The sequence below is a fragment of the Solidesulfovibrio carbinolicus genome, assembly GCF_004135975.1.
Lineage (GTDB): Bacteria > Desulfobacterota > Desulfovibrionia > Desulfovibrionales > Desulfovibrionaceae > Solidesulfovibrio > Solidesulfovibrio carbinolicus.
Window position 1 is genome coordinate 3,565,385 of record NZ_CP026538.1, and the last position, 17,971, is coordinate 3,583,355.

The following is a 17,971-nucleotide window of genomic DNA, read 5'->3' on the forward strand; positions in this document are numbered from 1 at the left end:
CCCCGCTCTTGAAAAGGGGTTCCGACGGCGCCCCGCCCTCCTCCGAAATCGCTGCCTGCGGCCGTTTGGCCTGGAGAAGGCGGGACCGGCGGAACCCCGGCGAGACAGGGAAGGCCCCTGATTAAAACTGACTCAAAAAGCGGATGTCGTTTTCAAAAAACATGCGCAGATCGCCGATGCCGTACTTGAGCATGGTCACGCGCTCCACGCCCATGCCGAAGGCAAAGCCGGTGTAGCGCTCGGTGTCGTAGCCCACGGCGTCGAACACGTTGGGATCGACCATGCCGCAGCCCAGGATCTCGACGAACCCGGTGCCCTTGCACACCCGGCAGGGGCCGGCCGCAGTCGAGCCCTTGCCGCCGCACAGGACGCAGGAAATGTCCACCTCGGCGCTGGGTTCGGTGAAGGGGAAAAAGCTCGGCCGGAAGCGCACGTTGGTCTTGGGGCCGAAGATGCGGCGCACGAAAGCGGTCAGCGTGCCGCGCAGATCGGCCATGGACACGCCCTCGTCGACCAACAGCCCCTCGATCTGGTGGAACATCGGGGTATGGGTGAGGTCGGAGTCGCGGCGGTAGACCTTGCCCGGGGCGATGACCGCGACCGGCGGCTTCCGGGCCAGCATGGTGCGGATCTGCAAGGGCGAGGTGTGGGTGCGCAGCACAATGGAGTCGGATATGTAGAGGGTGTCCTGCATGTCCCGGGCGGGGTGCTCGGGGGGCATGTTGAGGGCCTCGAAGTTGTAGTAATCGGTCTCGATCTCGGGGCCGGTGACGATAGAAAAGCCAAGCTCCTCCAGCGCCTTGCAGATCTCGGCCGTGACCAGGGTCACGGGGTGGAGGCTGCCGGCGGCCGGGGCGTAGCCCGGCACGGTGGGATCGAATCCGGCCAGGGCGACGTCCATGGCGGCCCGGTTGAGGTCGGCCAGCCGGGCGTCGTAAAGGGCGGTGAGGCGCTCCTTGACGGCGTTGGCGGCCTTGCCGGCCTCGCGGCGGGCGTCGGGATCGAGCCCCGGCAGGCGGGACATGACGGCGGCGAGCTGCCCCTTGCGGCCGAGGAATTCGACCCGGGCGGCTTCGAGCTCTTCAAGCGCCAAGGCCCGGTCGAGGCGTGCGGCGCACGCCTCGACCAGGCCTTCGAGCTCGGCGACGAGCGAAAGTCCGGACACTTAGGCCACCTTGGATTTGACGAGCTCCGCCAGCTTCTGGAAGCTGTCCTTTTCGCGAACGGCCATGTCGGCCAGCACCTTGCGGTCGAGCTCAACGCCGGCGACGGTCAGCCCGTGCATGAACACGCTGTAGGACAAGCCGTTTTCGCGGGCGGCGGCGTTGATGCGCAGGATCCAGAGCTTGCGCATCTGGCGCTTGCGCTGCTTGCGGTCGCGGTAGGCGTAAACGAGCGAGCGTTCGGCGACTTCGCGTGCGGTTTCGTACAGCTTGCTGCGGGCACCGACGTAGCCCTTGGCCATCTTCAAAAATTTCTTGTGCCGCTTATGGGCGGCTTGACCGCGTTTCACGCGCATGGGGCAGCTCCTTGAATCGTATAAACGGCCCCGTTGGGGGCCGCCTGCCGCGCCCGGCCGGCGCTCGCGCGCAGGCCAGGACAAACAGCGAGAATGTTAACTTAAGCGATACGGCGGTATCGTTTAAGGCCGCTCGGTCTAGGCGTAGGGCAGCAGGCGGCTGACGGCCTTGACGTTGGCGGAATCGACCAGGGCGCCCTGACCCAGACGACGGGTGCGTTTGGCGCTTTTCTTGGTCAGGATATGACGCAGGTTCTGGCGGCGGCGGGTGAACTTGCCGGAACCGGTCTTGCCGAAGCGCTTGGCGGCGCTGCGGTTGGTCTTCATCTTGGGCATGACGGACTCCTTGGTGTCGCGCCGGCTTACGCGGGCACGGTCGGTTTCTTGACTTGCGGGGCCAGCAGCATGGTCATCATGCGTCCCTCGGTACGAGGCTCCTGCTCCACCTTGATCAATTCGCCAAGGTCGGCAACCACGCGAGTCAGGATGGTCAGGCCGCGATCTTTATGCACGATTTCGCGTCCGCGAAAGAACACCGTGACCTTGCAGCGGTCGCCGTCCTCGATGAAGCGGCGAATGTGCTTGAGCTTGGTCTGGTAGTCGTGCTCGTCGGTCTTGGGCCGGACTTTAATTTCCTTGAGCTGAACCGTGGTCGCCTTTTTCCGGGCCTCTTGCAGCTTTTTTTGCTGCTGATACTTGAAACGCCCGAAATCCATGATCCGGCAGACGGGGGGCTCGGCATTGGGCGCGACCTCGACGAGGTCCAGGCCCTTTTCCTGGGCCATGCGCAACGCCTCGCTGGTCGGGATGATACCCACCTGCGAGCCGTCGTCGGCAATCACCCGCACCTCGCGGGCGCGGATCCGGTGATTACACCGAGGATCACTACTGGGAGCAGAAGTTATAGCGCATCCCTCCACGCTTGAATGGTTCTTGGCAGTCGGCCGTGATCATGAGCGCCACTTCGTCCAGGGTCTTGACGCCAAGATTTTCCCCGGAGCGCAGGCGCACATTCAGGCCGCCGAGTTCCTTTTCCTTGTCCCCTGCCACGAGCATGTAGGGGATCTTCTCCACCTGGGCCTCGCGAACCTTGAAGCCCAGTTTCTCGTTACGATCGTCGAGTTCGACCCGGATGCCGGCCTCTTTGAGCCGGGCCTGGGCCTGTTCGGCAAATTCTTTCTGGGCGTCGGTGACGATGAGGATACGAGCCTGCACCGGCGAAAGCCAGGTCGGCAACGCCCCGGCGGTGTGCTCGATGAGCACGCCGAGGAACCGCTCCACCGCGCCCAAAATGACGCGATGCAACATCACCGGCCGCTTGCGCTCCCCGTCAGCATCCATATAGACGAGATCGAAGCGCTCCGGCAAGGTGAAGTCGCACTGGAGCGTGGCGCATTGCCAACGGCGGTCTAAAGCATCCTTGAGCTTGATGTCAATCTTCGGCCCGTAAAACGCCCCGTCGCCTTCGTTGACTTCATAGGGCAACCCGATGGATTCCATGGCGTCGACCAGGGCCTTGGTGGCGCGGTCCCAGTCCTCGTCGGAGCCGATGGACTTCTCCGGCCGGGTGGACAGTTCGGCCTCGAAATCGAAGCCGAAAAGCCCGACCACGTCCTGCACGAAGCGCACGACGCCGGTGATTTCCTCTTGCAGCTGATCCGGGCGGCACAAAATGTGGGCGTCGTCCTGGGTGAACTGGCGCACGCGCAACAGGCCATGGAGCACGCCGGACTTCTCGTGGCGATGCACCACGCCCAGCTCGAAGTAGCGCTGGGGCAGATCGCGGTAGCTGCGCACCCTGGATTTATAAATGAGCATGTGCGACAGGCAGTTCATGGGCTTGATGCCGTAGGCCTGCTCGTCGATCTCGGTGAAATACATGTTCTCGCGGTAGTTGTCGTAATGCCCCGACCGCTCCCAAAGCTCCCGACGCAGGATCAGCGGGCCGCGCACCAGATCATAGCCCCGGCGCAGATGCTCGCGGCGCTCGAAATCCTCAATGATGGTGCGGATCAGCTCACCCTTGGGGTGCCAGATGCACATGCCCGCGCCCACTTCCTCGGAGAAACTGAACAGGTCCAGCTGCGCGCCGAGTTTGCGGTGGTCGCGTTTTTTGGCCTCTTCGAGGTGGCGCAGATAGGTCTTGAGGTCGGCTTCGGAGGCAAAGGCCGTGCCGTAGATGCGCTGGAGCATGGGCCGCTTTTCGTCGCCGCGCCAGTAGGCTCCGGCCACGGACAAAAGCTTCACGGCCCGCACTAGACCGGTGGTCGGCACATGGGGACCGCGGCACAGGTCAGTGAACGTGCCGTGCCGATACAGGGACACGGTGTCGCCGACGATGTTCTCGTCCATGATCTCGAGCTTGTAGCTCTCGCCCTGGGCGGCGAAAAGCGCCTTAGCGTCGGCCTTGGGCACATAGGTGCAGGCAAACGGCTGATTGGCGGCAATGCTTTTTTGCATCTCCGCCTCAATGGCCTCCAGATCGTCCGGAGTAAACGGACGCTCGTAGGCGAAATCGTAGTAGAAGCCGTTTTCGATGGCCGGGCCGATGGTGACCTGGACGGACGGAAAAAGCGTCTTGACGGCCTCGGCCATGATGTGAGCGGCCGAGTGGCGGATGATGGACAACCCCATGGGCGAGTCGGCGGCGACAAGGGCCAGCTCATGGGCGTCTTCAGGCAGCGGAAAAGCGAGATCGCGAGGCTGCCCGTCCACCAAGCAAGCCACGGCGTTTTTCAGGCGCTTGCCGGAAACGGCACGGGAAAGGACTTGGCCGCAAGCTTCGCCGGCCGCCGCCTCCAGGGATTGATCCTCGATTGTGACCTGCACGTCGCCTTCTCCGGGGGCGGTAGCCCCGTCATCATCTAAAAAAAAGGGAGGCCAAAGCCTCCCTGGAGTTTCGTGGTAGGAACGGGGAGATTTGAACTCCCGACCCCTTGCGTGTCAAGCAAGTGCTCTCCCCCTGAGCTACGCTCCTATTTTCATAAGCAGGGAAGGGGATAACTATTCCGAAATCTTCCCCTTGTCAACCCCGAATTTTCCGTTTCCCAGATTTTTTCGGGGACCAACCCGTTGGCGCTTGTTGGCACCGTGTTGGCGAGGTGGGTAAGTACGGTTTCTGGCCGGGGAGGTCAAGGGGAAAGTTTGGGAAAAGTCCTGTTTGCACTTATGTTAAATTTAACTTATATCAAAACTGACTAATGATTTCGGATTTTTCAAAGCACTACCCTACTTGCCCTTGGACTAAGAAAGGTGTTAACGTCTTCCCATCGGTTGACACACTCTCGCAAATGCAACAATCATAACTTTACCCATATACTATTTTTAACAGTGGAAGATCTTGCAACTTCAAGCAACCCCACAAGACAAAGGAAAAGTCATGAAATTCAGCGACATGCGCATCTGGACAAAGCTCTTGAAGCGCCGGTTCTGGTTGGTTTAGCGGCAGATTATCTCAATGCAACAGCTTTCCTAGCAGATTGTAGATGGACCGTCCACAACCGGAACCCGATCAGGCCACCCTCAAGAATTGATTGGTCCGAAAAAACCCGGCAGGTCAAAGCTGAAAATTTTCATATACAAAACCGGATTGCTGTCACATGTGAGATGGAGTCCAGGTGGACGACCCTAAAATACGAACTCACATCAGCGAGTGAAATTCATGAGATTAAATATCTTTGCCCGAATTCTTATTGTGATGATAGCCGTTGCAATTGTTACGAGTACTGCTATTTTTTTTGTATCAAACTATTATTCTTTTAAAAATTTCAACATTGAAGCAAATGCAGAAGTAGAGCGGGGGAAAAATATCGTAGAAAGCAAAATAGAATCAGATAAAAAATCCTTATATCACAAAGTAGAGATTGCAGCAACTGACACACGTCTTGTAGAATCATTGGCCAGTAAAGACGCCGTGGCGAGCAAAGAAATACTTACTCGCTATATGAAAACAATGGGTTTAGACAACGCTGTGATCTGCAATGCGAGTGGGGTTGTTATTGCCCGTGGTCACGATGACAAGACCGGTGACAACATAAGTAAACGCGTAGAAATAGACGACGCTCTGAATGGTCGCCAAAGCTACGGAATTGTACGTGGATCGCTTGTAAAATTTGCAAATCGAGCAACGTACCCTCTCAAGCAAAATGGAATAATTATTGGGGCGATATCCATGGGCAACGCCCTTGCCAGTGACAAGTATGTAGACCTCATCAAAGAAATTACAGGTCTCGAGGTTACCGTTTTTGACGGTGACACTCGAGTGGCAACCACAGTTGTCAATGAGGGCAAACGTGCCATTGGCACAAAGATTGAAAATCCTGCTATTCTGAAAGCAGTCCTAGAAAATGGGGAAGTTTTTGTTTCACAGAACACTATAATGGGAACGAAATATACGACCGCATATTGGCCACTCAGAGGTGTCAACGGGAAAATAGATGGGATGCTGTTCGTTGGCAAGAATCGAGTAAACTTCGACAGTCTCCAGAGCAGTATACAAAAGTCAATCTTGTTCACTGCTATAGTTGTGTTGCTGCTTGTGATTGTATTATCAATACTTTTTGCAAAGTCTCTTGCCGATCCACTTCGACAGACAGCAGAGTTTACCAAAAAAGTGTCGGAAGGAAAATTTGATGAACAATTGCAAGTGTTTCGTAAAGATGAATTAGGTGTTCTCGCGGACGGAATGCGTTCAATGGTATACAACTTGCGCAAAGAGTTAGCATTTTCTACAGGTGTCATGCGCGGCGTCGCTGCACCATTTTCTGTTTTTTCTCCTCACGACACAACCATTTATACAAATCAGGCAATGCTTGATTTAATTGATATCCCAGGTAATCCAAATGATTATTTAGGGACTCAATCTGGAGAATTTATATTTGGCGTCAAGGGGAAAGATACTTTGTCGTCTCGTAGTCTTCGTGAAAAACAAATTCTATTTGAAGACTCAACGATACAGTCGCGAGCAGGTAAAACCAAGCATGTGACTATCTCCTCTGCCCCGTTTTTCGATGCGAATGGAGAACTCCTTGGCACGGTGTCAGTTTGGCTTGACAAGACAGAATTTGTAGAAGCCAAAGAACAGGCTGACAAAGCTAAAGCAGAGGGCATACTTCAAGCAGCACGACAACTTGAAGCTGTCGTGGAGATTGTCACTTCTGCTTCTGAACAACTTTCTGCTCAAATTGAACAATCGAGTCACGGGTCAGAAGAACAAGCTCGAAGCATAGCTGAAACTGCAACTGCAATGGAAGAAATGAACGCAACGGTTCTCGAGGTTGCTAAAAATGCTTCTAATGCTGCTGGCACCGCTGATGAGGCAAAAATTAAAGCTGAAGAAGGCGCTAAGATGGTCGGGCAGGTAATCCATGGGATTGAACAGGTTCAACTCCAATCCCAAGCGATGAAAACGGATATGGGCAACCTTGGGAAACAAGCTGAAGGAATCGGTCAGATTTTAAACGTCATCTCCGATATCGCTGACCAGACCAACCTTCTGGCCCTGAATGCCGCCATTGAAGCTGCTCGTGCTGGTGACGCCGGACGAGGATTTGCGGTTGTTGCTGACGAGGTCCGGAAACTTGCTGAGAAGACCATGACCGCCACCAAGGAAGTCGGCAACGCGATCCGGGACATCCAAGCTGGAACAAAGACGAACATTGAAAACGTTGAGCGCACCGGGAAAAACATTGAAGAGGTTACAAACCTCGCCACTAATTCTGGCGAAGCTTTAAAACAAATTGTCACTTTGGCTGAAAAAACTACAGATCAAGTCCGTTCTATTGCTACAGCTTCTGAACAGCAATCGGCTACTAGCGAAGAAATTAATCGTAGCATTGAATCTGTGAATCGGATTTCATCTGAAACGGCTGATGGCATGAGACAATCTGCGCAGGCAGTAGCTGAGTTAGCTGACCAAGCTCAAGTCCTTAAGCGACTCATTGACGAGATGAAATCGGACGGAGGATCTGGCACTAAAGAACTTCCTGCCGGCAAGAAAACCCTTGCATTAGGGAGAGGGTAATTGTAAATATTCCTCAATCATGCCAAGCTACGGTCCAATCCGTTAGTGCACATCGTCAGCAGAAGCGTCTTCTAAGATTAACTGGGGTGAGTTCATATTACATGAAATTTATGTGAGCTCACCCCCCAACCCTCAGAAAAAATATGCCCTACAAAGATCTTAGATTTATATCAAACGGCATTCTCGGCGAAACATATCCGTCCTCTTTTGAACGAAAGGTTCTACTCGTCATGTATTATTCTGAATTGTTAGCAATCAACTTTGAAGAGATCGAAAGTTTCCTGAATATGTATAGCAGGGAAAAGCTGCTCAAGATTTTTTATTTAGACATAAACTTTGTTGAACATATTTACACTGAGTTTGTAAACTCAGGGATAGACACCATATTGCCTAAAATTTTCGATAGGCTCATAAAGATCCAAGAACTACTCCACCAGAGAGAAATGCTTAAATCTTGTAAAACTTTGGGACTCGCCCAATAATTGCTTTTCAGTCCAGTCAAAAACGAGAAAAATTTCGTATTTGGGAAATATCTTGTATTACGGCTGTTTAACATTGCTAAGCCGCCCTACCCCATCCCAGGACCAGAAACAGGCCAGTTTCAGTCTCGTTGGTCATTACCAGAGGCTGAAAATTCACAGGATCCTGCGATCCGACACCAGCGTTTTTGGTTCGAAATGACATACAGCCCCAAATAGCCGAACTTTCAACCCATCAGCAGAAAATCAAAAATTCCAGTAAACTGGACTTTCCAACTACCTATATTTTCCTATTTTTTTTCTCAGCAAACAGCTGAAGCAATCTCCGGGGGATATTGGGACCTGGTCTTTCCCCCCGGACACCCCTCCCCTGCTCTCTACCAGCCCGTTCCTGGGCCTTTTCCCCGGCACCCGCCCCTTTCTATCCCCCCGGGCCCAAATCCCAGGAAATCGCGTCCTACACCCAACGTCCGATTTCCATAGGGCTTTGTCCAGCTTAAACTATCCTGCCCCGTGACCACCCAACTGGTCCAGGCTATCCTTCTACTTAAAAAGCAAAGGAGGCCATATGGGCCAGAAAGATCATGATCTTCTTCAAATCAAGGACGAAATAGTCAATGCATTTCGTCCGATTGAACAGCTCTTCAAAATAATGGATACAAGTTCTGTTGAAATATACGGTCATCTAACGCGCTCATACGCCGATGTTGGGATCACACTGTGCAAAAACTTCCGTCAACGTCTTGATGCCATTTTAGACATACAAAGCGGAGGTAGCTCAGATGAGTAACGATAAAGCTTTTGGCAACGTCATCTACAGCTACACCAGGGCACAGGCCATCGCCGACGGCGTCCTCATCGACGTCACCGACACTGCCAAAGCCCACGGGTTCAAAGTCCCTACGGTAATTACCGATAATCTCTACCACCGATACGTTGAAGTTCCTACCGGATTGGACGGGGGTTTCGGTCAATCCAGGGCTGGACGGCTCCATGATCTGCTGACACTGGCCCTGTTCGCCGCCCGGTCCAGCAAAGGGGCAGATCGGGTGTACTTCAAAGTGGATTTCCTGATGGAGCCAGGACGAACTGAAACCGTCCAAGTTATCGCCCATATTGGCCCCGGTGACGATGGTGTCATTCCAGTCCTAACGATCATGCTACCCGAGGATGACTGAGGCCCTTATCGAAAGATGACCTGGGCCATGCTGAAAAAGGTACGCAGCCGATCTTCATCCGCTGATTCAATCTGCCGCATCAGGATCGCTCGTAGCTCCTCCGGTGCCAACCGGAACTCCTCCAGACTGAACAGTTCCGCCATGGGGATGTCCAGGGCTTGGGACAGCTGCTCGATGCTGGTCAGGGACGGATTGCGCCGGCCACGTTCGATCTCTCCGATGTACTGGAGGGACAGACCGGACAAGTCGGCCAGCTTTTCCTGGGTAATGTCTCTGGCGCGACGGATCGCTTTGATTTTCTTCCCGAAAAGATCTTGTACGGTGTCCATGCCACTCCTCCGCAGCGTAGAGGATATGGCAATGATTCCGGTTGCATAACAAATGATCGGCTGGTTTAATTGCCTACGTGGCTATTGCCTTCACTCAGCAATTATGACATAATTAGTGTGAAATCAGCTGATTGTGGAGGTTTTTATGCCCAAGCCCTACAGCCAGATGGACCTCATTTCTTTCCAGAAACAGTTCTCCACGGAAGAGGCTTGCCGGGAGCGACTCTTCACCTTGCGTTGGCCGGAAGGCTTTCGATGCCCAAAGTGTGGCTGTCAAGAGTCGTATCGCATAGAAAATCGCACGCTGTTTCAATGTGTTGAGTGTAGGCATCAAACGTCGCTCACTGCTGGAACAATTATGCACCGGACCAGGACACCGCTGGTCAAATGGTTCTGGGCAATTTTCCTCGTCAGCACTGATAAACGCGGCCTCTCGGCTCTGGCCCTGTCGCGAAAGATCGATATCGGCCTCAAGTGTGCATGGACCATGCTGCATAAGATTCGCAAAGCGATGGAAACCCGCGACGCCGGTTACCAATTGGCTGGACTCATCCAGGTCGATGATGCCTTTTTCAAAGGCGGAGTTAGCAAAGGTGGCGACAAGCGCGGGCGAGGTACTGACAAGGTTCCCGTAATCGTCATGGCCGCCGTGAAAGACGAAGCCATCACCTTCGCAAAAATGGAAGTTGTCGAAGACGTCGAAAGCGACTCAATCAAGTCTGTCCTGGGGGTGCATGTTGCTCCTGGTCAAACGGTTCGCTCCGATGGGTTTCCAGCCTACAACGTCGTCAAGGACATCGGACTGACCCATGACAAGCAGATCGTCTACCCCAAGCACGGCGCTCCTCGGTATGACGTTTTGAAGTGGGTCAACATTCTAGTATCCAACGCAAAAGCTTTCATACTGGGCACATATCACGGGGTTCAGAAGAAACATCTTCAACGTTATCTTGACGAATTCTGCTATCGTTTCAATCGTCGTTTCTGGCCAGGCCAAGCTTTTGATCGCCTGCTGCTGGCCTGCTCACGGTCAGGCCCCATAACCTATGCTGAGTTGAGGGGATAGCCACGTAATAGTTCCAGTAAACTGGATTTTTTCACAACCTACATTTTCGTAGCTTTTGTCTCAGCAATCAGCTGTCTGTCTATGGAAATCTGAGAACTGGTGGGTTCCTCCTCGGGCGCTCGTACTATCCAGGTGGGACGAAGGTATGCCAAACTCAACCTGTGTCAAATTAGACCAATTATTTCGTATTGTTCATAGCTCGACTCTACTTGCCCTTGGACTGAAAAAGGTGTTAACGTCTTCTCAGACTAAGAGTATTTCGCTTAGCCAAAACATCACCAATTTAGGAGGATATAGTACCATGAAAATTTCCAGCAAGCTAATACTGCTGACAACGATTCCACTTATCGCATTTCTGGCGATCAGTATTCTTTATGCCAAAATTAGCATCGACGAATCCGATACAGTAGATAAAATGTCTGGAAATACGCAACTTTTTATCGCGATATCAGACCTAGTCCATGAATTACAGAAAGAACGCGGTCGGACTTCCATATATCTCTCCGGCGGTTCTCAAGACGATATGAACTCACAGAGGAAATTATCCGACAATCAAATCAAACCCGTAATTGATGCGCTTAAAACGGCAAACCTTACCCCACAAGTCAAAGAAGCCACTTCTCAAGCAGTCTCAAACATTGAAAAAGTACGAACTCAGGCGAATCAAAATTCACCAGTGAGAGAAGTTGTCGATGCATATGGAAAAATCATTGCAGATTTGATGACCAGCGAAACTGCTATCGCCAACTCCAAAACAACTCGAGGATTCGGAAAATCTCTGACGACCATCATTATACTAGAGACTGCAAAAGAAAATGCGGGAAAACTCCGTGCTACTGTTTCCGGTATCTTAACAGCTGACAAGCCTATCAACGAAGAGATGTTTACTCGTCTCATTACATTCAAATCCAACATTGATGCAAACCTTGAATCAAAAGCTCTTGTACTTGGAGCCCAAGCACACTCCATCCTTGATGAAAACAAAAAATCGCAAGCGTGGCTGGACACAAATAAATGGTTCAACACAGTACTTGTAAAATCAAAAGAAGGCAATTTCGGGATAAATGGGAAAGATTTTTTCTCTACGATAACTCAGGTGATCGACTCTTTGAACTCTGTTAGAACAAAAGAAATGATAACAATTACAAACAATTTAACTACGATTCAAAACGAAATATCTTCATCACTAACAAAAGTTTATGTCGTCATCGGAACCACACTCATTTTATCACTTTTAATTGCATTTTTTGTAGCCAAATCGATCACAAACCCCATCAAACATCTTATTCAGTACGCACAAAAAGTTTCTGGGGGAAATTTAGAAGCTGAAATCTCCGAAAAGTTCTCGCACGAACTTGGGAGCCTGAAATCTTCATTAAACACCATGATTTCAAATTTAAAAACTAAAATTTCCGAGGCAGAAACAAACAGTAGAAAAGCTGAAGAAGAATCTTTACACGCGAAAATCGCCACGAGAGAAGCTGAGGAAGCTAAAATATATGCTGAACAAGCAAAAGCTGAAGGGATGAACGCAGCTGCGAATTCTATTGAAAATGTTGTTGAAATTGTCAGTTCAGCATCTGAAGAATTATCAGCGCAGATTGAGCAATCGACTCAAGGGGCTGAAATTCAGTCACAACGAGTAGCAGAAACTGCCACTGCCATGGAGCAAATGAACGCTACCGTCATGGAGGTGGCAAAGAATGCTTCCCAAGCAGCAGAAACCGCAGACCAAGCTAAACATCAAGCGCAAGAGGGCGAAAAAGTAGTTACTGAAGTTGTTACAGGCATAGCCGAAGTCCAAAGCACTGCACTTGAACTCAAAAACGATATGACATTGCTCGGTAAACGTGCAGAAGAAATTGGCCAAATACTCAATGTTATATCCGACATAGCTGATCAAACTAATTTGCTAGCCCTTAATGCAGCAATAGAAGCTGCTCGAGCTGGTGACGCCGGGCGTGGATTTGCAGTTGTTGCAGATGAAGTAAGAAAACTGGCTGAAAAAACGATGTCGGCAACCAAAGAGGTTGGTGATTCCATTCGCGGAATCCAAAACGAAGCCAGAAAAAATATTGAAAACGTTGATTTAGCTGTTTCTAGAATCGGTACAGTTACAAGCTTGGCGACGAAGTCGGGAAATTCTTTAGAGGAGATCGTTAAGTTTGTTGATTTAACTACGGATCAAGTGCGGGCTATCGCAACAGCTTCCGAAGAACAATCCGCAACCAGCGAAGAGATCAACAGAAGCATTGAAGACGTCAACAGGGTTTCCATGGAAACCTCCGACGCAATGCGACAATCTGCTCAAGCAGTTGGTGAATTAGCCAATCAGGCACAGGTTCTCAAGAGACTCATTGACGAGATGAAATCGGAAGGCTCCGACACCCGTGCCCTCTCGGGATCTAGCCCTAAAAAACTCGCGTAATCTACCCACACAAATTTAAGCAGGGGGATAGGTCATGGATCAGCCAGAAGGCTTATCCCCCGAAAACAAAATATGCCATTCAAAGACCTTAGAATCATCTCCAATCACATTCTCCATTCTTGGATGCAGGGATTGAGCCGACCTCCCGGTAAAGTCACTCCACCACATTGAGCAATATTGTTTTCAAATTTTCAGGAATAATCTGTGAACAAAAATCAAACAATTCTTATCGTCGAAGATGACGTCATCAACAGAGTTGCACTTTGCCGTTTTCTCAGCAAACAGGGGCATGTAGTTCATCCAGCAAAGGACGGCGACGAAGCCCTGGAAATATATGCAAAAAATAAATTCGACCTGATAATAATGGACCTTGTTATGCCAGGGATAGATGGCGCTGAAACAGCAAGGAAAATGCGGTTTATATCCAACAGCACGGATGGTGACTACCCACCGATCATTTTAATTACTGCTGTTGACCACCGCGCACAAAATCTAGAAAAAATATTCAGAGCAGGCGTCGACAGAATAGTACAAAAACCAATCGAACATGCTCAACTACTTGAATGCATGTACGAACTTTTGATGCCCCAAAATCACAACTAAGAGAGAAGCCCCTTCCCACTGGCAAGAACAGGAAGGGGCTTACAATGAAATTTTCTAGTTTACTACTTCTTTTCCAAAACGATCCGCCCTTCTTCCAGGCTCGAAACCTTAAACTCATCACCGATTTCGAAACCATAGTTCCCCATAAGGGTCGGAGACAACCGCAGTCCATTCTTTGAAAACTTCACATTCCCCGACACGGTTCTCTCTTCCATCCCTTCGATTCGATAGAACTTTTGATCCATTTGCATGAGTTTTAGGAGATGAGATTTCAAGGTAACCTTGTTGATTCCAAAAGCATCCATGATCTGCTGAGCGGTCTTCACTTCGGTGATCATAGTACGAAGTTTCATCGCGTCGAATTTCGATTCTTTTCCAGGCATGGGTACTACTCCTTAAAAAGTGGTTAATTTGATTTCCAGAAAGTAGCTTAAAACATTAAGATGTCAATACATCCAGCGGTTAACGGCAAAAGATGCTTTACTGGTAAATTGTCAAATTTCGTCCAGTCAAAAACGAAGGAAATTTCGTATTTGGCAAAAGTACGCGATTACAGGTTATTAACATTACTGAGCCGCCCTACCCAACACTAGGACTAGCGACGTGTCAGTTTCAAAGGTTTTGGTCGTTACCAGGGGCTGTAAATGGCAGAATTATGCCATCTGAAACCAACGTTTCTGGTTCGAAATGACATACAGCCCCAAATAGCCGAACTTTCAACCCATCAGCAGAAAATCAAAAATTCCAGCAAACTGGACTTTCCAACTACCTATATTTTCCTATTTTTTTCCTCAGCAAACAGCTGAAGCCCTCTCCGGGGGATATTGGGACCTGGTCTTTCCCCCCGTACACCCCTCCCCTGCTTTCTACCGGCCCGTTCCTTGGCCTTTTCCAATGGCCGGGGCCTTGGGGTTCCCCCTGGGCCAAAATCCCAGGAAATCGCATCCTACACCCAATGTCCGATTTCCATAGGGCTCTGTCCAGCTAAACTTCCCAGACTCCCGTGACCACCCCACTCGTCCAGGGTATCCTTCTGCTTAAAAAGCAAAGGAGGCCATATGGACCAAAAAGATCATGATCTTCTTCAAACAAAGGACGAAATATTCAATGCTTTTCGTCCGATCGAACAGCTCTTCAAAATAATGGACACGAGTTCTGTTGAAATCTATGGAGAACTAACGCGCTCATACGCTGAAGTTGGGATCACACTGTGTCAAATCTTCCGTCAAAAGCTTGATACTATTTTAACTGCCAAATCTGGAGACACCCAAAATGACCACCGATAAAGCTTTTGAAAACCTCATCTACACCTACACCAGGGCACAGGCTATCGAGGACGGAGTTCTGATTGACATCACTGCTGATGCCCAAGTCCACGGGTTCAAAGTCCACACCGTCGTCACCGACAACCTTTATCACCGGTATATCGAAGTTCCTAGCGGATTGGACAGGAGTTTCGGTCAGTCCAGTGCTGGTCGGCTCCATGATCTGCTAACCCTGGCTATGTTCGCTGCCCGCGCCAGCAAAGGGACAGATCGGGTGTATTTCAAAATCTCGTTTCTGATGGAGCCAGGACGAACTGAAACCGTCCAAGTTATCGCCCATATTGGCCCCGGTGACGATGGTGTCATTCCAGTCCTAACGATCATGCTACCCGAGGATGACTGAGGCCCTTATCGAAAGATGACCTGGGCCATGCTGAAAAAGGTACGCAGCCGATCTTCATCCGCTGATTCAATCTGCCGCATCAGGATCGCTCGTAGCTCCTCCGGTGCCAACCGGAACTCCTCCAGACTGAACAGTTCCGCCATGGGGATGTCCAGGGCTTGGGACAGCTGCTCGATGCTGGTCAGGGACGGATTGCGCCGGCCACGTTCGATCTCTCCGATGTACTGGAGGGACAGACCGGACAAGTCGGCCAGCTTTTCCTGGGTAATGTCTCTGGCGCGACGGATCGCTTTGATTTTCTTCCCGAAAAGATCTTGTACGGTGTCCATGCCACTCCTCCGCAGCGTAGAGGATATGGCAATGATTCCGGTTGCATAACAAATGATCGGCTGGTTTAATTGCCTATTATAGCAACTAAAGTTATTAATTGCTCTAGCCGAAAACAACCTTAACCAGGGAAAGCACGGGGTTTACCATGAAAACCAGGTTGATCGGTGTCGCCGTTGTCGCGCTCGCCCTCCTCTCCCCCGCTCCGGGACTGACTGACGACAACATCAAATACAGCCAGTGCCTGAATACCTTCAAGGAAAAGGACGGGATTCAGACCGGAACCATCGTCAAATTGGCGACTGGGGAAGTTTTTGAAACTCTAGGAAGTGCTTTCAGCTACGACAAAGACCTAAATAGCCCTATGTGTACGATCATCAAAGACAAGCGCTTCTACTATCTACTCATCAGCGGCATTGGAAAAAAGATCATGGTTCGGAGGCTTAACTAAGATGAAAAGAGTTTTTATACTTGCCAGCTTACTTCTCGCAACTCAATCGTCTAGCTTTGCACAAAAAAGTACGGAACCATTGGATTTCCGGGGCATTGAATGGGATACGCACTATTCTGCTGTCCGAGGAATGCAAAAAACTGGCTCGAAAAATGAAAAAATCGAAGTATTTAAAAAACAAAATGAAGACATGACCCTAGGACCGTGCGAACTCAAAGATTTGCATTACGAAGGTTACAGCGGCAGAATCTACAAAGTCCTTATGCGTCTTTCTGAATGTCCGACAACTAAAGTTTTCAATATGTTTAAGCAAAAATACGGCGAGTGCACCAAGGTTGAGGATTCGCTAGACAACTTCATCTGCACCTGGGATTGGAAACGAGTCAAACTCGAGTATGCCATCGACATGGAAAATTCTTATACTGAAATCACCTACACCTACAAGATCACCGAAAATGAATACAAAAGATACTTAAAAGAAAAAGAAGCCGGCAAAAAATATCCTTATTGATTTTAACTAGGAATCGCTACTTCCATTTCGTCTTATCGAAGACGCCACGCTTGGAAAGTTCTCGCTCTTTATATTGGTCAAAACTGAAGAATCCAGGAACGGAGCGTTTCTTATGCCCTTTCTTTTTGCCAAGAAACAGCCCGAGCATTACGACGATTATGCCCATAACCAGGGCTGATCCTATGAACCACTCCATGCCGTAGAGTTACCAGAACGGGGCTTCGTCTGCTATGTGAAAAATACTGTTTAAAATCAATAGACTACGATGGACCAGGATTAGACGTCAAAGCACTGAGGTTCGGAATGTCCAGTAAACTGGAATTATTGAATAGGACTATCCTGCTGAAATTTAGTGATAAAAATTTTCAGTAGGCTTAAATGAACGGGACGGCATCCTTGGTTCTTCGATTTTAAACGCACAAATTCCATACGATTTTTCGATGAAATAGCTGCGTGACATTTCAAACCCATGCTTCCTCAAAAACGAATTTTCCTTCGTTTTTCAAAAGCCCCATAGGTACTACCCGCCGCTAATCAACTGAATCGCCATCTTCGGGATGGAATTGGCTTGTGCCAACATCGCCGTAGCTGCTTGACTTAGTATCTGTTCTTTCACGAAGTTTGTCATTTCATTAGCGACATCCACATCAGATATCTGCGATTCGGCAGCTTGCAAGTTTTCTGCTTGAATTTGCAGATTAGAAATTGTATTTTCGAGCCTATTCTGTGTGGCTCCCAAGCTTGCTCTTATAGTATCTTTTCGAACCATGGCGCTTTTTAAAATGTCGAGCGAAGCCTGTGCATTATCTTGTGTCGTTATATTTTGACCAAGAACGCCGAGCCCCTGCAACGTTGAAGATTGTATAAAAACATTGTATGAAGACTCATTCGGATTGTTATTTAATCCAAATTGTATACCGATATTTTTACCCAAGCTGCTTTGTGGAGTTGTCATTAAATCGAGTATCTCTTGCTGACTAAGGGCAGTTCCAAATACTTTAAAATCACTTAAATATCCATCCAGACTTTCTCCTATCCTTGTATATCCTTCATTTTCAATAGGAGTCATCACATCCCCAACATATCCACCTTGAACTTTCAAGTTACCATCGACATATAACTTCATCGAATTTCCCGGACCATCGACTGACGCGGTGATCAAATGCCAGCCATTAGGCATTATAGCGTTAGACGCTGTTGTAATTATTTGACTGTCGTCTCTTAACCCAAATACAATTGAATTATCACCATTAATTCCTAGCTTAAAATCGCGCGGAGTAAGACTATCCTGCAAAAATTAAGTTCGAAGATATGAGCCAGCGTTTGAAGCAGTGCTATCAAGATTGACCCATGCCGAATATGTGGCTGAAGTTGTATGAATACCATAATA

General features: G+C 49.6%; 18 protein-coding genes, 1 tRNA gene and 2 pseudogenes. 10 read left to right on the forward strand and 11 right to left on the reverse strand.

Annotation, left to right across the window (positions count from 1 at the left end; genetic code table 11):
- Nucleotides 1-121 precede the first annotated feature (121 nt).
- The 6 genes from pheS to C3Y92_RS15955 form a co-directional block, all read right to left on the reverse strand.
- Nucleotides 122-1,165 carry a phenylalanine--tRNA ligase subunit alpha gene (gene pheS, locus C3Y92_RS15930; RefSeq protein ID WP_129354180.1) on the reverse strand — a complete coding sequence of 348 codons (1,044 nt, stop codon included), beginning with the start codon at nucleotides 1,163-1,165 and terminating at the stop codon, nucleotides 122-124.
- On the reverse strand, nucleotides 1,166-1,519 hold the full coding sequence (gene rplT / locus C3Y92_RS15935; protein WP_015859782.1) for a 50S ribosomal protein L20: 354 nt from the start codon (nucleotides 1,517-1,519) through the stop codon (nucleotides 1,166-1,168). It abuts the gene before it with no gap.
- A 138-nt stretch (nucleotides 1,520-1,657) separates the two neighbouring features.
- A complete protein-coding gene (rpmI, locus tag C3Y92_RS15940) occupies nucleotides 1,658-1,855 on the reverse strand; it encodes a 50S ribosomal protein L35 (RefSeq protein ID WP_006918489.1) in 198 nt (65 codons plus the stop codon).
- Between the two features lie 26 nt (nucleotides 1,856-1,881).
- Nucleotides 1,882-2,424, reverse strand: a complete 543-nt coding sequence (gene infC / locus C3Y92_RS15945; protein ID WP_165352170.1) for a translation initiation factor IF-3 — start codon at nucleotides 2,422-2,424, stop codon at nucleotides 1,882-1,884.
- Nucleotides 2,405-4,348 (reverse strand): threonine--tRNA ligase, encoded by a 1,944-nt coding sequence (gene thrS / locus C3Y92_RS15950; RefSeq protein ID WP_129354184.1) that lies wholly within the window; start codon nucleotides 4,346-4,348, stop codon nucleotides 2,405-2,407. The genes infC and thrS overlap by 20 nt, the downstream gene beginning before the upstream one ends.
- A 73-nt stretch (nucleotides 4,349-4,421) precedes the next feature.
- Nucleotides 4,422-4,496 (reverse strand) — tRNA-Val (locus C3Y92_RS15955).
- A 684-nt stretch (nucleotides 4,497-5,180) separates the two neighbouring features.
- On the opposite strand from C3Y92_RS15955, the gene C3Y92_RS15960 reads away from it, so the two are divergent.
- The 3 genes from C3Y92_RS15960 (at nucleotide 5,181) to C3Y92_RS15975 (ending at nucleotide 9,198) form a co-directional block, all read left to right on the forward strand.
- Entirely contained in the window at nucleotides 5,181-7,541 is a 2,361-nt protein-coding gene (locus C3Y92_RS15960) for a methyl-accepting chemotaxis protein (protein ID WP_129354187.1), read from the forward strand.
- Nucleotides 7,542-8,588: 1,047 nt separating this feature from the next.
- Nucleotides 8,589-8,810: a hypothetical protein gene (locus C3Y92_RS15970; protein ID WP_129354191.1), complete on the forward strand. Its 222-nt coding sequence runs from the start codon at nucleotides 8,589-8,591 to the stop codon at nucleotides 8,808-8,810.
- The gene (locus C3Y92_RS15975; RefSeq protein WP_129354193.1) at nucleotides 8,803-9,198 is read left to right on the forward strand and encodes a DUF6573 family protein; all 396 of its coding nucleotides are present in this window, start codon (nucleotides 8,803-8,805) and stop codon (nucleotides 9,196-9,198) included. The genes C3Y92_RS15970 and C3Y92_RS15975 overlap by 8 nt, the downstream gene beginning before the upstream one ends.
- A gap of 5 nt (nucleotides 9,199-9,203) precedes the next feature.
- On the opposite strand, the gene C3Y92_RS15980 is transcribed toward C3Y92_RS15975, so the two are convergent.
- Nucleotides 9,204-9,527, reverse strand: coding sequence for a helix-turn-helix domain-containing protein (locus C3Y92_RS15980; protein WP_129354195.1), 324 nt, complete (start codon nucleotides 9,525-9,527; stop codon nucleotides 9,204-9,206).
- A 145-nt stretch (nucleotides 9,528-9,672) separates the two neighbouring features.
- Between C3Y92_RS15980 and C3Y92_RS15985 the strand changes: the two genes are divergently transcribed.
- The 3 genes from C3Y92_RS15985 (at nucleotide 9,673) to C3Y92_RS15995 (ending at nucleotide 13,624) form a co-directional block, all read left to right on the forward strand.
- The gene (locus tag C3Y92_RS15985) at nucleotides 9,673-10,593 is read left to right on the forward strand and encodes an IS1595 family transposase (protein WP_129348462.1); all 921 of its coding nucleotides are present in this window, start codon (nucleotides 9,673-9,675) and stop codon (nucleotides 10,591-10,593) included.
- Between the two features lie 301 nt (nucleotides 10,594-10,894).
- On the forward strand, nucleotides 10,895-13,021 hold the full coding sequence (locus C3Y92_RS15990; RefSeq protein WP_165352130.1) for a methyl-accepting chemotaxis protein: 2,127 nt from the start codon (nucleotides 10,895-10,897) through the stop codon (nucleotides 13,019-13,021).
- Between the two features lie 204 nt (nucleotides 13,022-13,225).
- On the forward strand, nucleotides 13,226-13,624 hold the full coding sequence (locus tag C3Y92_RS15995) for a response regulator (protein WP_129354199.1): 399 nt from the start codon (nucleotides 13,226-13,228) through the stop codon (nucleotides 13,622-13,624).
- Nucleotides 13,625-13,686: 62 nt separating this feature from the next.
- On the opposite strand, the gene C3Y92_RS16000 is transcribed toward C3Y92_RS15995, so the two are convergent.
- Complete coding sequence (locus C3Y92_RS16000; protein WP_129354201.1) at nucleotides 13,687-14,007, reverse strand: ArsR family transcriptional regulator; 321 nt, start codon at nucleotides 14,005-14,007, stop codon at nucleotides 13,687-13,689.
- Nucleotides 14,008-14,682: 675 nt separating this feature from the next.
- Here C3Y92_RS16000 and C3Y92_RS16005 point away from each other — a divergent pair.
- A complete protein-coding gene (locus C3Y92_RS16005; RefSeq protein ID WP_129354203.1) occupies nucleotides 14,683-14,910 on the forward strand; it encodes a hypothetical protein in 228 nt (75 codons plus the stop codon).
- Nucleotides 14,897-15,292 carry a DUF6573 family protein gene (locus tag C3Y92_RS16010; RefSeq protein ID WP_129354205.1) on the forward strand — a complete coding sequence of 132 codons (396 nt, stop codon included), beginning with the start codon at nucleotides 14,897-14,899 and terminating at the stop codon, nucleotides 15,290-15,292. The genes C3Y92_RS16005 and C3Y92_RS16010 overlap by 14 nt, the downstream gene beginning before the upstream one ends.
- Nucleotides 15,293-15,297: 5 nt before the next feature.
- On the opposite strand, the gene C3Y92_RS16015 is transcribed toward C3Y92_RS16010, so the two are convergent.
- The gene (locus C3Y92_RS16015; protein ID WP_129354195.1) at nucleotides 15,298-15,621 is read right to left on the reverse strand and encodes a helix-turn-helix domain-containing protein; all 324 of its coding nucleotides are present in this window, start codon (nucleotides 15,619-15,621) and stop codon (nucleotides 15,298-15,300) included.
- Nucleotides 15,622-15,767: 146 nt separating this feature from the next.
- Here C3Y92_RS16015 and C3Y92_RS16020 point away from each other — a divergent pair, with 146 nt between their 5' ends.
- Together C3Y92_RS16020 and C3Y92_RS16025 are read left to right on the forward strand one after the other, a co-directional pair.
- A complete protein-coding gene (locus C3Y92_RS16020; protein WP_129354207.1) occupies nucleotides 15,768-16,070 on the forward strand; it encodes a hypothetical protein in 303 nt (100 codons plus the stop codon).
- 1 nt (nucleotide 16,071) lies between these two features.
- On the forward strand, nucleotides 16,072-16,581 hold the full coding sequence (locus C3Y92_RS16025; RefSeq protein WP_129354209.1) for a hypothetical protein: 510 nt from the start codon (nucleotides 16,072-16,074) through the stop codon (nucleotides 16,579-16,581).
- A 520-nt stretch (nucleotides 16,582-17,101) separates the two neighbouring features.
- Here the strand turns inward: C3Y92_RS16025 and C3Y92_RS21540 are convergent.
- Together C3Y92_RS21540 and C3Y92_RS21545 are read right to left on the reverse strand one after the other, a co-directional pair.
- Nucleotides 17,102-17,497, reverse strand: a pseudogene (locus tag C3Y92_RS21540) (flagellin); the annotation flags it as partial.
- 60 nt (nucleotides 17,498-17,557) lie between these two features.
- Nucleotides 17,558-17,875: pseudogene (locus tag C3Y92_RS21545) on the reverse strand (LamG-like jellyroll fold domain-containing protein); the annotation flags it as partial.
- Nucleotides 17,876-17,971 lie beyond the last annotated feature (96 nt).

Coding starts and splice junctions, on each gene's coding strand:
- rpmI (WP_006918489.1), bottom strand. CDS start 1,855: ATGCCCAAGATGAAGACCAACCGCAGCGCCGCCAAGCGCTTCGGCAAG.
- C3Y92_RS16005 (WP_129354203.1), top strand. CDS start 14,683: ATGGACCAAAAAGATCATGATCTTCTTCAAACAAAGGACGAAATATTC.
- C3Y92_RS15960 (WP_129354187.1), top strand. CDS start 5,181: ATGAGATTAAATATCTTTGCCCGAATTCTTATTGTGATGATAGCCGTT.
- C3Y92_RS16000 (WP_129354201.1), bottom strand. CDS start 14,007: ATGCCTGGAAAAGAATCGAAATTCGACGCGATGAAACTTCGTACTATG.
- C3Y92_RS16020 (WP_129354207.1), top strand. CDS start 15,768: ATGAAAACCAGGTTGATCGGTGTCGCCGTTGTCGCGCTCGCCCTCCTC.
- C3Y92_RS15975 (WP_129354193.1), top strand. CDS start 8,803: ATGAGTAACGATAAAGCTTTTGGCAACGTCATCTACAGCTACACCAGG.
- rplT (WP_015859782.1), bottom strand. CDS start 1,519: ATGCGCGTGAAACGCGGTCAAGCCGCCCATAAGCGGCACAAGAAATTT.
- C3Y92_RS15980 (WP_129354195.1), bottom strand. CDS start 9,527: ATGGACACCGTACAAGATCTTTTCGGGAAGAAAATCAAAGCGATCCGT.
- C3Y92_RS15990 (WP_165352130.1), top strand. CDS start 10,895: ATGAAAATTTCCAGCAAGCTAATACTGCTGACAACGATTCCACTTATC.
- C3Y92_RS16025 (WP_129354209.1), top strand. CDS start 16,072: ATGAAAAGAGTTTTTATACTTGCCAGCTTACTTCTCGCAACTCAATCG.
- C3Y92_RS16015 (WP_129354195.1), bottom strand. CDS start 15,621: ATGGACACCGTACAAGATCTTTTCGGGAAGAAAATCAAAGCGATCCGT.
- C3Y92_RS15970 (WP_129354191.1), top strand. CDS start 8,589: ATGGGCCAGAAAGATCATGATCTTCTTCAAATCAAGGACGAAATAGTC.
- C3Y92_RS16010 (WP_129354205.1), top strand. CDS start 14,897: ATGACCACCGATAAAGCTTTTGAAAACCTCATCTACACCTACACCAGG.
- C3Y92_RS15985 (WP_129348462.1), top strand. CDS start 9,673: ATGCCCAAGCCCTACAGCCAGATGGACCTCATTTCTTTCCAGAAACAG.